The organism is Candidimonas nitroreducens, from assembly GCF_002209565.1.
Taxonomy (GTDB): domain Bacteria; phylum Pseudomonadota; class Gammaproteobacteria; order Burkholderiales; family Burkholderiaceae_B; genus Candidimonas; species Candidimonas nitroreducens.
The window spans coordinates 65,710-80,244 of the sequence record NZ_NJIH01000010.1 but is presented as its reverse complement, the minus strand read 5'-3'; the positions used below and the strand labels follow the sequence as shown (position 1 = coordinate 80,244).

The 14,535-nt window shown below is 60.0% G+C and carries 13 protein-coding genes and 2 tRNA genes; 10 read left to right on the top strand and 5 right to left on the bottom strand.

Features of this window, described 5'->3' with window-relative positions; translation table 11 throughout:
* The first annotated feature begins 13 nt into the window (after nt 1-13).
* The 6 genes from CEY11_RS17720 to CEY11_RS17695 all read left to right on the top strand — a co-directional run bounded on the left by CEY11_RS17720 (nt 14) and on the right by CEY11_RS17695 (nt 5,891).
* A complete protein-coding gene (locus tag CEY11_RS17720) occupies nt 14-1,465 on the top strand; it encodes an aldehyde dehydrogenase (protein WP_198958931.1) in 1,452 nt (483 codons plus the stop codon).
* A 534-nt stretch (nt 1,466-1,999) separates the two neighbouring features.
* Nucleotides 2,000-2,818: a TauD/TfdA dioxygenase family protein gene (locus tag CEY11_RS17715; protein WP_088604749.1), complete on the top strand. Its 819-nt coding sequence runs from the start codon at nt 2,000-2,002 to the stop codon at nt 2,816-2,818.
* An 85-nt stretch (nt 2,819-2,903) separates the two neighbouring features.
* On the top strand, nt 2,904-4,265 hold the full coding sequence (locus CEY11_RS17710) for an MFS transporter (RefSeq protein ID WP_088604748.1): 1,362 nt from the start codon (nt 2,904-2,906) through the stop codon (nt 4,263-4,265).
* Between the two features lie 34 nt (nt 4,266-4,299).
* Complete coding sequence (locus CEY11_RS17705) at nt 4,300-4,758, top strand: aldehyde dehydrogenase family protein (protein WP_088604747.1); 459 nt, start codon at nt 4,300-4,302, stop codon at nt 4,756-4,758.
* Between the two features lie 94 nt (nt 4,759-4,852).
* On the top strand, nt 4,853-5,251 hold the full coding sequence (locus tag CEY11_RS17700) for a polyketide cyclase (protein ID WP_088604746.1): 399 nt from the start codon (nt 4,853-4,855) through the stop codon (nt 5,249-5,251).
* Nucleotides 5,252-5,285: 34 nt separating this feature from the next.
* A complete protein-coding gene (locus tag CEY11_RS17695) occupies nt 5,286-5,891 on the top strand; it encodes a YdeI/OmpD-associated family protein (RefSeq protein WP_088604745.1) in 606 nt (201 codons plus the stop codon).
* Between the two features lie 284 nt (nt 5,892-6,175).
* Here the strand turns inward: CEY11_RS17695 and CEY11_RS17690 are convergent.
* Nucleotides 6,176-6,263: transfer RNA gene (locus CEY11_RS17690), tRNA-Ser, on the bottom strand.
* Between the two features lie 336 nt (nt 6,264-6,599).
* Here CEY11_RS17690 and CEY11_RS17685 point away from each other — a divergent pair.
* From CEY11_RS17685 to CEY11_RS17670, 4 genes are all read left to right on the top strand, one after another.
* A complete protein-coding gene (locus tag CEY11_RS17685) occupies nt 6,600-7,577 on the top strand; it encodes an NAD(P)H-quinone oxidoreductase (RefSeq protein WP_088604744.1) in 978 nt (325 codons plus the stop codon).
* Between the two features lie 350 nt (nt 7,578-7,927).
* A complete protein-coding gene (tpiA, locus tag CEY11_RS17680; protein WP_088604936.1) occupies nt 7,928-8,677 on the top strand; it encodes a triose-phosphate isomerase in 750 nt (249 codons plus the stop codon).
* 17 nt (nt 8,678-8,694) lie between these two features.
* Nucleotides 8,695-9,294, top strand: coding sequence for a preprotein translocase subunit SecG (gene secG, locus CEY11_RS17675; protein WP_088604743.1), 600 nt, complete (start codon nt 8,695-8,697; stop codon nt 9,292-9,294).
* Between the two features lie 182 nt (nt 9,295-9,476).
* Nucleotides 9,477-9,561: transfer RNA gene (locus CEY11_RS17670), tRNA-Leu, on the top strand.
* Between the two features lie 310 nt (nt 9,562-9,871).
* Here CEY11_RS17670 and CEY11_RS17665 read toward each other — a convergent pair.
* The 4 genes from CEY11_RS17665 to CEY11_RS17650 form a co-directional block, all read right to left on the bottom strand.
* Complete coding sequence (locus tag CEY11_RS17665; RefSeq protein WP_088604742.1) at nt 9,872-11,266, bottom strand: GntP family permease; 1,395 nt, start codon at nt 11,264-11,266, stop codon at nt 9,872-9,874.
* 271 nt (nt 11,267-11,537) lie between these two features.
* On the bottom strand, nt 11,538-12,536 hold the full coding sequence (locus CEY11_RS17660; RefSeq protein WP_088604741.1) for a Bug family tripartite tricarboxylate transporter substrate binding protein: 999 nt from the start codon (nt 12,534-12,536) through the stop codon (nt 11,538-11,540).
* Nucleotides 12,537-12,657: 121 nt separating this feature from the next.
* Nucleotides 12,658-13,623 carry a cupin domain-containing protein gene (locus CEY11_RS17655; protein ID WP_088604740.1) on the bottom strand — a complete coding sequence of 322 codons (966 nt, stop codon included), beginning with the start codon at nt 13,621-13,623 and terminating at the stop codon, nt 12,658-12,660.
* A gap of 12 nt (nt 13,624-13,635) precedes the next feature.
* Nucleotides 13,636-14,520 carry a fumarylacetoacetate hydrolase family protein gene (locus tag CEY11_RS17650; RefSeq protein ID WP_088604739.1) on the bottom strand — a complete coding sequence of 295 codons (885 nt, stop codon included), beginning with the start codon at nt 14,518-14,520 and terminating at the stop codon, nt 13,636-13,638.
* Nucleotides 14,521-14,535 lie beyond the last annotated feature (15 nt).

The following is a 14,535-nucleotide window of genomic DNA, read 5'->3' as shown; positions in this document are numbered from 1 at the left end:
AAAGGAAATATCCGTGAATGAAATACAAATGCTGATAGGTGGAGTCCGGGCAAGTGCTGTGGGCTGTTCGACCTTTGATCGCTGCAATCCTCTGGACGGCTCTGTGGCCACCCGTGCGCCGGCCGCTCAGGCGGAAGATGCCCGCGCGGCAGCTGATGCCGCTGCGGCGGCGTTCCCTGCATGGGCAGAGGTGGGGCCGAGCCAGCGCAGGCGGTTGTTGAATGCGGCGGCTGGGTGTCTGGAGTCCATGGAAGCCGCATTTGTCGGCACTATGGCACAGGAAACGGGGGCAAGTTCCGCATGGGCGGGATTTAACGTGCAACTCGCGGCGAGCATATTGCGAGAAGCCGCCGCTCTGACCACGCAGGTGGGCGGAGATCTGATACCTTCGGACGTGCCCGGCAGCCTTTCTATGGCCATGCGTGTGCCGGCCGGCGTCGTTCTTGGCATGGCGCCATGGAATGCCCCGGTCATCCTCGGCACGAGAGCTATTGCGATGCCGCTGGCTTGCGGCAATTCCGTGATTCTCAAGGGATCGGAACTTTGTCCGGCCACTCATGGGCTGATTGTCGAGGCCTTGTCGCTAGCCGGCCTGCCCGCCGGTGTCGTCAATTTCGTCACGAATGCCCCGGCGGATGCTGCCGCAGTCGTCGAGGCCATGGTCGCTCATGCGGCGGTCAGGCGCGTCAATTTCACCGGATCCACGCGGGTCGGCCGCCTTGTTGCCGAGGCTTGCGCCCGCCATCTGAAGCCTGCGGTGCTTGAGCTGGGAGGCAAGGCGCCATTGCTCGTGCTGGAAGATGCCGATATCGAAGCCGCTGTCGATGCGGCCATCTTCGGCGCCTTCGCTAATTCAGGCCAGATATGCATGTCGACCGAACGCATCATTGTCGATGCACGGGTAGCCGACCGGTATGTGCAGCGGCTGGGTGCCCGTGCCGTTGCGTTGCCTGTGGGCGACCCACGCCAGGGGCCGGCGGTGCTTGGCCCGGTTGTGGATCGCGGCACGGTTGATCGCTGCAACGAGCTGATCGATGATGCGCTGGCCAAGGGCGCGCGGCTGGTTTGCGGCGGCAAGAGCGATACGCTGCTCATGCCGGCCACGGTACTCGATCAAGTTACACGCGATATGCGAATCTATCACGAGGAAAGCTTCGGCCCGGTAAAGCCGGTAGTGCGTGTCGATGGGCTGGAGCAGGCCATCGAGTGCGCCAACGACAATGCCTACGGCCTCTCGGCTGCAGTATTTAGCCGCGACCTCGCCCAAGCCTTTCAGGTGGCGCGGCGTGTCCAGTCCGGTATATGCCACATCAATAGCGCTACGGTGCATGACGAAGCGCAAATGCCATTCGGTGGGGTGAAGAATTCTGGCTATGGACGCTTTGGCGGCAAGGCTGGAATCGACGCGTTCACGGAACTGCGGTGGATCACGATGCAGACCACGGCCAGGGGGTACCCCTTCTAAGGTTTGCGCTGTGCCGAGGGCTTTACTCTCTTTTTATGCCTGGACATGGCCACGTAGTGGCCCGTTTCGTCGTTGTTCAGGAAGGATGCGGCCGCTTCCATTCGTATGAATCGCACGGCGGTATGTGTTTGATGATTGATTCGCGCACATTATTCTGCATCGCGATCCGATTGTGTCGGCACTCTCGCCTATGGACGCTGGCCTGCTATCTGATGGCGGCCGTCTGACGGCGTAGCTAATAAAAAATCGCTATTCAATACGCCCGTCAAATTCAGGGCAATTCGAACCGTCCATCGCGTGAACGTTTCTTGACTTTCATTATTTACAGGGAAGGCTTCGTGTGGAAGAATTTTCATTATATAAATTATAGAACACAAGTCCTAAATAATAGGAAATAAAGAAAAATGGATATTTGCTGTGATTTGCTTGATATGACTGCCGCACGGTTGCGGCAAACGAGTATTCAGTGTTTTTGTCCAACTTGTACTCGAGCGCTTTTATCAATTTTGATTGCTGGACGTTAGGAGACTATCTATGAAGAAACTGGAGATCCGCCGGCTTGCCGGAGCTATGGGGGCAGAAATACTTAATGTCGATTTAGCTAATGTCGATGAAGAAACTTGGGAGGCGATACACGATGCCTATTTACAGCACATCGCTATTTTTTTTCCCAATCAGCAGCTTGACGTAGGGCAATTCCGGGCATGGGGAATGCGGTTCGGAAGCTTGGATACCCATCCGTACCTCAAGCCAATAGAGGGTTTTGCGCCAGTGCATGAGTTGTACAAGGGCCCCGCGGACAAGGTTGTATTCGGTGGAGAGTGGCATGCTGATTTCACTTTTCTCCCTGTCTATCCTCAAGCGATATCGTTGTACGCGCAGATCACTCCAGCGTATGGCGGGGACACTCTTTATGCGAATAGGTATCTGGCATACGAGACCTTGCCCCAGAGGTACAAGGATCTATTGGAGTCGATGGAAGCGGTATTTTCTATTACTGATTTCTATGAAGGTAATGTGCAGCTGATGCGCAATAAGATCGGCAAGCAGGTGTCGGGGGGCGCTGTGCACAAAGTGGTGCAAGTGCATCCCGAAACGGGCCGGAAAAACCTCCTGGCTTGCCCCGCATTCATTAAGCATTTCGTCGGCATGACCGTACCTGAGAGCAAGCCCCTAATAGAGTTTTTGGTGCGTCATTCGACGCGGCCAGAGCTGACTGCGAGGTATTCATGGAAAAAAAATACGGTAGGGATATGGGACAACCGCGCCGCGTTGCATTACGCCATAAATGACTATGCCGGTATGGAGCGGCACATGTACCGCTTGGTGGTCTCGGGGCAAGAGGCAAATTGAACGAGGCTGGTTGGTCGAAAAACCGATTCGGCTCGTTGGGTACCTTTGAAAGAACTCGAGCCGACTCTATAGGAGGAGATATTGAATGATTGCTGCTGAAAAAGTAGATGTGGCCGAGCAAGTGTACGGGGACGCTGGCCAGCAGGAGCTGGATGCAACCTTCAGGAAGGTGCTCAAGCGAATAGTGCTGTTGCTTGTCGTGTCATATGTCGTGGCATTTCTAGACCGTATCAATATTGGCTTTGCAAAGTTGCAGCTACAAGGAGAGATCGGCATCACCGACATTCAATACGGTTTTGCTGCGGGCATATTCTTTCTGGGGTATGTGCTGTTTGAAATACCCAGCAATATCTGGTTGGAGCGCATAGGAGCAAGAAAGACGCTGCTGCGAATCATGGTTTCGTGGGGGGTCGTAGCGGCGGCTACAGCATTTGTGAAAACGCCGGAGCAACTTTATGTCTTGCGGTTTTTGTTAGGGGTGTTAGAGGCCGGGTTCTTTCCCGGCATTATCCTCTATCTCAGCTATTGGTTCCCCGCGAGCCAGAGGGGGCGTGCTACAGGCTTATTCTATACAGCCCCCATGATAGCCGGGCTGATAGGTGGGCCCCTTTCCGGCACACTGATTTCGTCGCTACATCAAGTGGGTGGACTCAGCGGGTGGCAATGGTGCCTGCTCATAGAAGGTATTCCCGCTATTGTTCTGGGCTTTGCTTGCTATTACCTATTGGCTGATAAGCCCGAGGAAGCAAAATGGCTGACAGATCGGGAAAAGCACTTGGTCAGCGTTGCCATCGCAAGAGAGTTTCACGATAAAGACCAGGGCCACGCACACGGCGATCACACGTCTGTGGCGGGTATTATGGCAATGCTGCGGAATCCGCGTATCTATCTTCTGGCATTTCTGTATTTCTCGGTAGTGACCGGAGGTTATGCATTGAACTTCTGGATTCCGACCATGATACGTACATTGGGAATAAAAGATGTGTTTGACATCGGCTTGTATACCATGCTGCCATTTCTGCTCTCTCTGATAGCGATCGTACTTGTTTCCAGAAGCTCGGATAAATTCCAAGAGCGTCGTTGGCACTACAGTATTCCGGCCGTAGTGGGGGCTTTGGCATTGATCGCTACCACCAGTCCGAATCTTTCCTTTATTTCTGCACTAGTGCTCCTTTCAGTAGGATTTGCCGGTATCAACGTAGCCATTGCTTTGTTCTGGACAATCCCCCCGAGCTATTTGCGTGCCGATTGCGCAGCAGTAGGTTTGGCTACCATAAGTTCGATAGGTGCGATTTCTGGGTTTGTTGGCCCATATCTCATCGGATGGGCAAGAAGTGCCACAGGCAGTAATGCCAATGCTTTGTACCTTATTGGACTGCTAGTTGTGGTTGCGGCCGTGTTGATGGTTGTTTTCGTTCCTCGTAGCGTACTAGCGCGATCCGCGTGATATATGTGCTGCGCCGCCTGAGTGAGGGTTTGTGATGAAGCAAATGGATTTGCTCATTGCTAGCCGCGATACAAGGGCGATTAATGGTGCCTCTTCCGAACTTCATAGTCCGATCGATGGATCGGTAGTCGCCTTCGCGGCCGCCGCTGGTGCGCGAGATGGATGCCTACATTGCTGCCCGCGCCGCTTTGCTGGTGTTCGGTGGGGCGTGGACGAAGCCGTTCATGTGGCGAATGGCACAGATTACAGCTGGTCGGCAGCTGTTTTTTGCCAAGACCTCGGGCGGGCATTTGACGTAGCCCGCTCCATAAAATCGGGTATCTGCCATACTAATGGGCCTACTGCACATGATGGGGCTCAGGTACCGTTCGGAGGTACTAAGGCCTCTGGCTATGGCCGCTTCGGTGACGAAGCGGCTACTAATAAACTCGCCGAGCTGCGACGGAAAACACTTCGGACGCAAGGACACCGACCGGTATTCGTTTTGACGTGAATTGCTTGCAGGGCGTGTTTGAGTGCGCAATTTTTTTGTGCGGGCTCGTTGGCTGGTAGCAGTAATCCGTGAGAGCGTTTTAGCGGAGGAACGCATGCTGCAATCGAAAGTCATCACCTGCTTCGTGCGCCGCGGCGCGCGCGAGCTGTATGAAATGCTCTGGAAGCCCGAGAGCTTTCCGCTCTGGGCTTCGGGTTTGAGCAACTCCTCGCTGGAAAGAGACAGCCAAGGCTGGAGGGCGCAGGGGCCCGAAGGGCCGATCCGCATTCGATTCTCGGACTACAACGAGTTCGGCGTGATGGATCACTGGGTAGATCTCGGGGCGGGGCGCGTAGTGTATGTGCCCTTGCGCATTGTTGCCAACGAAGAGGGCAGCGAAGTGATGCTGACCTTGTTTCGCCAGCCGCACATGAGCGACGCCAAGTTTGCCGAGGACGAGGCCTGGGTCGGAAAGGATCTGGCGGGCCTCAAGGCGCTTGCCGAGGGTACTTAGCACCGGGTGGGATCAATTGCATCGTACATACGACATGGAGGCGCGTGGCCAGGCCGCAATCGCCGTGCTGGCAGGCTTGCCCGTACTCGATTTCGTGGACGCCAAGGCGTTGGAAGCCTGGCTCGCGCGGCAAGCAAGCGATTCGCCAGGCGCATGGATCAGGTTCGCCAAAAAGACGGCGGCCGGTGTGGCCTTGACCAAGGCGCAGGCTATAGACGCCGCGCTTTGTCACGGATGGATAGACGGGAGGATGGAAAAATACGACAAGGAACACTGGCTCGTCCGTTTTACGCCGCGCAAGCCGCGCAGCAACTGGTCGGCGAACAATCGAAAAAGAGCGCTGGAACTGATCGCGGAAGGCCGTATGCGCCCGGCGGGCCTCGCGCAAGTCGAAGCCGCAAAAGCGGATGGACGCTGGGACAATGCCTACGCGCCTGCCAGCCGTGCCGAGGTGCCCGATGATCTCAGGCAAGCCCTGGACAAAGTCCCCGAGGCTGGTGCATTCTTTGCCTCGCTCGACAGCCGGAATCGCTATGCGATCCTGTACCGCATAAGCATCGTGAAAAGAGCCGAAACGCGTAGCCGGAAGATCGCGGAATTCGTGGCAATGCTCGCGCGCGGCCAGAAGATACACAGGTGAATCCCAGCGCGAGCCGCAACGCAACGCCTCGTTCGTCGCTCGCTATGAGTGCTACATGTTGTACGGGACGGTAGATGCGCCGGCCAAGCTGCGCGGATATCGATCATCGTTTTGGGCGTACACGCGGCCGGCACGGCCAGGACATTCTCGATCCATATGGAAACACACCCTGACGTGGGCCGCAGGGCCTGGCCGTTTTGCCGCGCGACGGTCGCCGCGAAACGGGCCTATCGATCGCGCGGCGACGGTCTTGTGCATTCGTATCGAGCAGTTCTGCTCTGGAATGGCGGAAGGGGTGGGATTCGAACCCACGGATGGTTGCCCATCGCCGGTTTTCAAGACCGGTGCATTAGACCACTCTGCCACCCTTCCTGATGGCGGCTCGCCTTGGGCGGGCCGGGCTTGCCCGGGCGCCGGCGCGGCGCTCGACTGCATATGAAAACAACCCGGCGCCGCGTAGGCAAGGGCATTTCGGTAGTTCGCGGGCTGAAAAGCACAAAAGTGTAGCGCATGTAATCCCGATTGTCTGTCCGGCTGATGCGCTGGTGGCGTGGCGGTCGCGCCGCCGCGATGTCGGGAGGAGGGAGTGGGGGAGGCGTCGGGAGTCACCGGCCGCCTGCCGGGCGGTCTCTGTCTGCGCCATCACTTGGCTCGCGGCTTTTGCGATAATCGAACTTTGCTTCAGGCAATTTGGACACAGGAGTCGTCATGCAAGCAGTTGAAATTTCCCATCCTGGGGGCCCCGAGGTGCTGGTGCCGGTGGAGCGCCCCACGCCCGAACCCAAGGCTGGCGAGGTACTGATCAAGGTCGCCGCGGCGGGGGTCAATCGTCCCGACGTATTCCAGCGCAAGGGCAATTACGCCCCGCCGCCGGGGGCGTCCGACCTGCCGGGCCTGGAAGTCGCCGGTGAAATTGTCGGCGGCGATCCCGCGGCTGGCGGCCTGAAGGCGGGTGACAAAGTCTGCGCCCTGATTGCCGGCGGCGGTTACGCCGAGTACTGCGTCGCGCCTGCGGAACAGTGCTTGCCTATACCGGCGGGCTTGACCGAGATCGAAGCCGCAGGCCTGCCTGAAACCTATTTCACGGTCTGGAGCAATGTGTTCGACCGCGGCCGCTTGTCCGCTGGCGAGACCCTGCTGGTGCATGGCGGGGCCAGCGGCATCGGCACTACGGCCATACAGCTGGCCAAGGCCATGGGCAATACGGTGTATGCCACGGTGGGCAGCGACGAGCGCGCCCGCGCGGTCGAAGGGCTGGGTGCGGCGCTGGGCATCAACTATCGCACGCAAGACTATGTGGAAGAGGTCAAGAAGGCCACTGGCGGCAAGGGCGTGGACGTGATCCTGGACATGGTGGCGGGTGAATACATCAACCGCAACCTGAAGTGCCTGGCCGACGACGGCCGCGCCGTCATCATTGCCTTGCTGGGCGGCTCCAAGGCGACCATTAGCGCCGACCAGATCCTGCGCCGCCGCCTGACGGTCACCGGCTCGACCCTGCGCCCGCGGCCCGTCGCCTTCAAGGGTGCGATTGCGCAGGCGCTGCGCCGCCACGTCTGGCCGCTGCTGGAAGCAAAAATGATCCGGCCGGTCGTGCACGCCACTTTTCCCCTGGCGCGCGCCTGCGACGCGCACGCCATGATGGAATCCGGCGAGCAGATCGGCAAGATCGTGCTGACGATGTAGTTCTGTGTAAAAGATGGCTTTGCCGGCTTGCCCGCGCGCCTGTTTTTCTGGGCTGGCCGCGGGTAGTGCCGGGCGGATGAGGGTGCCTGATGTCGGGGTTGGCTGAAATTCAAAAAGCTGCCGGAAAACCTTAATTCAGGCCAGGCGCTTTAATGGGCCCGCCCTGGCCGAGGCAGTCGAGGCCGGCGCCGTCGTGCGCATGCCGCATATAGCGCCAGCTCTGCGGTATTGGTATTAGGTGTTATTAGGCGAACATGGCCTCGCCACGCTACAATGCCAAGTTTATCCAATTTTGGACGCGGCTCACCGCGATTTTTTGCGCCTGCACGCATGCGCATTTGCCATTCTTTATGACAGCTACCAAAAAATCCCGTACGCGCCTGGTAATGGGCAACTGGAAAATGCATGGCAGCCTGGCCGCCAACGCCGAGCTGCTGACCGGCCTGCGCCTGGGGCAGGCCGATCCAGCCGTCGAGATTGCTGTTTGTGCACCGTTTCCCTATATGGCGCAGGTCAGCGTGGCGCTGGCCGGCAGCCACATCTCTTGGGGGGCGCAGGACGTCAGCGCCCATGCGCAAGGCGCCTACACCGGCGAGGTCTCGGCGGCCATGCTGGCCGATTTCGGCTGCCGCTGGGTGCTGGTGGGCCATTCCGAACGCCGCAGCATGCATGGCGAAAGCAGCCAGTTGGTGGCTGAAAAAGCCGTGGCGGCCCTGGCTGGCGGCCTGGCTCCTGTGGTCTGCGTGGGCGAAACCCTGGCCGAACAAGAAGCCGGCCAGACGGCCCAGATCATAGAGCAGCAGCTCGCGCCGGTGCTGGCCTTGGGGGCTCAGGCACTGGCTAAAATCGTGGTCGCCTATGAACCCGTGTGGGCAATAGGCACCGGCCGTACCGCCACGCCCGAGCAGGCGCAGCAAGTGCATGCCGGCATACGCGCCAGCTTGGCCCATGCCGGGGCGCAGCAGACTCGCATCCTATATGGTGGCAGCGTCAAAGCGTCCAACGCCGCCAGCTTGTTCGCCATGGGCGATATCGACGGCGCCTTGGTGGGCGGCGCGTCGCTCGTGGCTCAGGAATTTCTACGTATTGCAGCCGCATAGGCTTCGGAGTTTTCTACATGCAATGGTTGTCTCCTCTTCTTCTGACGATACAAGTCGTTTCGTCGCTGGCCATCATCGTGTTGGTACTGCTGCAGCAGGGCAAGGGCGCCGAAATGGGCTCGGCCTTCGGCAGCGGCTCGGCCGGTAGCCTGTTTGGCGCCAGCGGTGCGGCCAACTTCCTTTCGCGCACCACCAAGTGGGCGGCCATCATCTTCTTTGCCTCCACTGGCGGCTTGGCCTATATCGCGCACCATCCCAGTACGTCGCCGCTCGATGCAGGCGTAATGAAGGGCTTCAAGCAGGAAGCGCCTGCCGCCCCGGCTCCGTCGGCCACAGGTTCGGCCGTGCCCTCGGTGCCCAGCAGCGCGCCGGCGCCGAAGGCGCCCGCTACCGGTGAAGCTGCCGGCGGAGCTGCTGCCAGCGCCGCCGTGCCGTCCGTGCCTGCTTCCCCCGCAACTGCCGCCACTCCCGCAGCGCCGGCAAGCAATGGCAAGCCGTCTTCCGAGGCGCCGTCCATGGCCGCCCCCGCCGCAGCGCCTTCCGCCGACAACAAGGCGGCGAACCCGCCTGCTGGTAGCGACGATAAAAAAGCGGGCTCTTCCTCGCAGGCCAAGTAGCCGGCAAGCGTCAGAGCCGCCGCCCGCAGCGGCGGCGTCTGCGGGGCGGCTACCGTGCTGTTTTCCATACAGCGCACGCTACAGGAATGTGGCTCTCAACGCCCGAAGCACTGGGCTTTTCATGCTAGAATTTCGTTCTTTGCAAAAAGGGGCAGCCCTTTTTGCAAAGAATTATGGGCTATGCCGACGTGGTGGAATTGGTAGACACGCTATCTTGAGGGGGTAGTGGCGAAAGCTGTGCGAGTTCGAGTCTCGCCGTCGGCACCACAGCAGTGAACGATACTGTACGAAATTGAACGGAAACCCGCACGGTTATTGGCCTTGCGGGTTTTTTGTCGTCGTGGAGCCCGGCTCTTGGCCGGGAATTTGGCCGGGAATTTGGCGCTTTTGAGTACGATTTTGAGTAGTTTCTAAAGTACTCCCCCGACAGGGAATACTTTCATCCTGGCCTGGAGCAATTTGGGCTCAAAAGTTTACGGATTTTCCGCGGTACTTGTCTGAAGCCGTGCCCCGAAGGGTGTAAAGGCTTGAACCAAAAATGCTTTCTAGCGGCCGCCCGAAGTACCGGCCGCCTCGCTCATCCCAGTTTCGGCAGCAAATCGAACAGCAGCACCATCACCAGCCCCACCAGCGATACGATGGATTGCACCACGGTAATGGTTTTGGTGGCTTCGCCCATGCTCATGCCGAAGGATTCCTTCACCATCCAGAACCCGGCATGATTGGCGTAGTTGAAGAACAGCGAGCCGCAGCCGATGGCCAGGGCCAGCAGCGGTACGTTCAGCGCCGGGTCGGCGCCGACCAGCGGCGCCAGCAAGCCGGCGGCACCTACGATGCCCACGGTGGCCGAGCCGGTTGAGACCGACAGCAGCATCGCGATCAGCCACCCCAGAATCAGCGGCGGCAGGTGAAACTGCTGGGTCATGTGCACGATGGCGGTGCCCACCTGGGCGGCGGTCAGCACGTGCTGGAAGGCGCCGCCACCGGCGATGATGAGCATGATTCCCGCAATGGGCTTGAGGCTTTGGCCCAGTGCGTTGCGCAGTTGTTCGGGGTCGCCGCCGTGGGTATCGACCAGGAAGATCGCCGCGAACACGACGCCCAGCAGCATGGCGATCAGCGGGTTGCCCAGGAAGGCGGCGATATGCAGCAAGCCGGAGTCTTTCGGCAGCAGCACTTCGGCCAGCGCATGCAGCAGCATCAGAATTGCGGGCAGCAAAGCGGACAACACGCCTAGCCCGGTGCTGGGCGCGCTCTGCGGGGCGTCGGCCGGCTTGCTGGTGGCGGTGGTAAACTGATCCAGCAGCGCCGCGTCGGGGCGGACGTTCATGCGCGGCGTGATGAAGGCGCCGTACAGCGGGCCTCCTAATACCATGGCGGGAATTGCCGCCACGAAGCCGTATAGCATCGTCGGCCCGACGGAGGTATGCAGGACGGCAATCGCGGTAAGCGGGCCGGGGTGGGGCGGCACCATGCCGTGCATGGCTGCCAGCGCCGAAATTACCGGTACGCCCACGTACACATAGCCCGAGCCCTTGAACTTCTCGCGGCTTTCCAGTTTGCGCGCCACGCTGAAGATCAGGGGCAGCATCACTACCAACCCGACTTCGAAAAACATGGGGATGCCGATGACAAAGGCCACCAGTGTCATGGCCCAAGGGATCATGCGGTCGGACGAGCGCCGCAGGATTGCGTTGGCCAGGTGCTCGGTCGTGCCCGAATCCGCGAGAATCTTGCCCAGCATCGCGCCCAGGGCAATCACCACGCCTACGGCTCCGAGTGTCTTGCCGGCGCCGTCGGTGATGTTCTTGACGATGTCGCCCGGCGCCATGCCCGTGGCGACACCTACGCCGATGGAGACGATCAGCAGAGCCAGCAGCGGGTGGACGCGCAGGCGCGAGACGATCAGCGCCACCAGAACAAGGACGCTCACCAGGGCAGTGAGCAGCAGTTGGATATCGTAGTGGGACATAGGCTCTGGCGTTATTGGGTTGTATGGAACCTGTCGCGCGGGCGACCCGTGATCACCGAAGATTCTATACCCAAGACCAGCGCCCGCACGTGAGTAAGGGCTGGCTTTCCTGTGCCTTTCTTGCCGTTGACGACGCGTGCGAAAGAGTATGGCGGTCAAGAAAGGGCTGAAAGAGAGATGGCCTTCCCGGTTATGGCCGGGAAGGCCATCTTGGCCCGTTCGCATAGACCGGCCGGTCGTGGCCGGCCGGTTGCCGTTAGGGCGGCGGCGATTATTGCGGCTGGACGTGGGCGTCTCGTACCAGTTCCGCCCACTGGGCCTTGTCCTTGCGCAGCATTTGCGCAAAATCCGAGGGAGACAGGTAGTTCGGTACCAGGCCGCGCTGCGCCAGCGCTTTTTGTACTTCGGGCTTTGCCATTGCCTTCTTCCAGGCGGCATCCAGCACGGCCTTCGCTTCGGGCGGAAGCTTGCTGGGTGCCAGCAGCCCGGACCACGTCGTGAAGTTGAAGCCGGCCACCCCGGCCTGCGCCATGGTGGGTACGTTCGGCAAGAGTTCCAGCCGCCGGTTCGAGTCGGTGGCAAATACTTTCAGCTTGCCGCTGCGGATATAGGCCAGCGTGGGGGAAACGCCGTTGAACATGATGTTCACCTGGCCCCCTAGTAAATCGGTCATGGCCGGAGAGCTGCCGCGGTAAGGGACGTGGACGATGTCCAGGCCGGCCAGGCGCTTGAGCAATTCCATTTCCAGATGTTGTGTGCTGCCCGGCCCCGCCGATGCGTAATTCAGCTTGCCCGGGTTCTGCTTGGCATAGCTGATCAGTTCTTTCAGATTGTTCGCCGGAACGGAAGGGTTGGCGACGAGCACGAAAGGATGCAGCGCCGCACACCCGATCGGGTAGAAGCTGGTCAAGGGGTCGTAGGAAAGCTTGCGCATCAGCGATGCATTGGCCGTGAAGGCGCTGGATGTGTACAGCAGGGTGTAGCCGTCCGCGGGCGCGTTGGCGACCACTTCCGTGCCGATCACGGTTGCGGCGCCGGCACGGTTCTCGACGATGACGGATTGCTTCAGCTCTTTGGAGAATGCCGGCATGATCAAGCGGGCGGCAATGTCAGTACCGCCGCCGGCCGGGAATGGCACGATCACTCGAATAGGCTTGTCGGGGTATGTGCTGGCGGCGCTGCTGGTGACCGCGGCCAAGGCCAGCAGGGCGCCGGCTGCGCTTTGGCCTATCAGTGCCAGCCTGGATCGGATTACGTTGCTTTTGAGCATGAATATGTCTCCTCGATTGCTTGATGATTTAGGGGGTGTCGATCAGTCGATCAGTCGATGGGTCGATCGGGTGAAGTATCTCCGGGGCGATATCCGGCGAGCGGCCATGTCCTTCGTTTGCTTAGCCGGCGTTTTCCGCCCTGAAGAGGCCAAGCATCTGCTGCACCGGCTCGTCGGACACTTCCAGCAGCCGTGTCTCGCTGTCTGCCGAATACTGGTACGCAGTCCAGATCGGAACGGCGACGACGTCGCCGGCCTCGCACGCATAGGCTTGTTCTCCGACCTGAAAGGTTCCTCGTCCGGTAATGACGGCGAACAGGCGCGAGCACGCCTCGCGCCGGCGAGGAGTTTGTGCTGCGGCGCTTATCTGGATCACGGATAGGGCGATCGTGCGCATCGAGGGCGTGTCCAGCCTGACGCTGCGGACTCTTGCGTTGTCGGGGCTGTCTTGCAGAAGCCGATCCTGGTCGGCGGCGCTGAAACGCATTGGCGATACGGTCGGCCTTGCCTCGACGGCCTGGTATTGATCGGGGTGCGGTTCGAAGAACATGGACTCCAGGCGATGAACCAGCGGCACGTCCAGGAAGTCGATCCAGTAGGCGTCGTGCCTGCCGTTGTCGAAATGACTGTGCCAGGCCCAGCCCGGTGTCAGCAGCACGTCGCCGGGCACCATGGGAAGCTGGACGCCGTCCACCACGGTATAGACTTCTTCGTGGGCTTCCAGAACCAGCCGCAGTGCATTGGGCGTATGGCGGTGCGCCCGCGCGTGTTCGCCCGGCCGAAGCATCTGGTAGGCGGCAACCAGATTCGGCAGCGACGCATAATCATTGTCGCCGACCGGGTTGAACATCAGCAGATTGCGCCGTTCGGCCTTGTCCGTGCCTATCCACCGGGCAGCCAAGTCAATGTATCTGCGCGCTTCTTCATAGCGCCAGTGGCGCGGCTTGTAGGACGAGACCGGCTCCTTCCATAGGGAAGGGCGCGCCTTGTGCCAGCCGGCCGTATAGGACTCGCGGTTCAGAACCGGATACAGGCTGTCCAGGTCGCAGATGTCTTGAGTCGTTTGCGTGCGTGCTGCTTCTGCCATGATCAATTTCCTTTACGTTGCCCGTACGAACTCGTAAGGTTTCTCGAACACGATGTTGGCGCCGCGATTTCCCTGGCGCACGGGGATCGACATGCGTCCCACGTGTTCGACTTCGATGGTGATGATGTCTCCGTCCCGCACCGGCCCCACGCCCGCAGGAGTGCCTGTGGCGATCAAGTCGCCCGGATACAGCGTCGAGGCGGACGAGGCCACTTCGATCATGCCGGGAATGTCGACGATCAGGTCGCGTGTATTGGCCTGTTGGCGCAGTTCACCGTTCACCCACAGCTTCATATTGATGTTGGCGGGATCCGGCACTTCGTCGGCCGTCACGATCCATGGGCCGACTGGGGTGAAGCTGTCGTACGACTTGCGGAACACGCGTTCTTCCTTGCCGCGCACCGTCATGTCCAGCAGGCAGGAATAACCGAATACATAATCCAACGCCTCGGCGCGCGCGATCTGCCGGCCCTGTCTGCCGATGACGAGCGCGATTTCGCATTCGTGGTGGACTTCGCGCCCCGGTAGCGCCGGCAGCTCGATCGGATCGGCGGGCCCCGATATCGAAGAGTTGGATTTCAGGAAATAGCCCTGTACGTTGGCCAGTCCGCGCGAGGCCATCTCTTTGGCGTGGTCGTGATAATTCACCGGGTACGCCATGAGCTTGTTCGGCCAGGGCACCGGAGTTTCGAGGCGTACCGAATCCAGCGGCACGGAGCCGCCGCGCGCCATGGCTTGCCGGATCGCGTCACCATACTGCCCGAAGTCGCGTATCACCCGGCAAATTCCCGCTGGCGGCCAGGCGTCCGGATTCTCTTGGACGGCATCTGTAATGTCGAACACATGGTCGTCCTGCACGACACCTATGCGGCCATTGTTGTAGCGGATCAGTTTCATGATTGCTCCTGGACT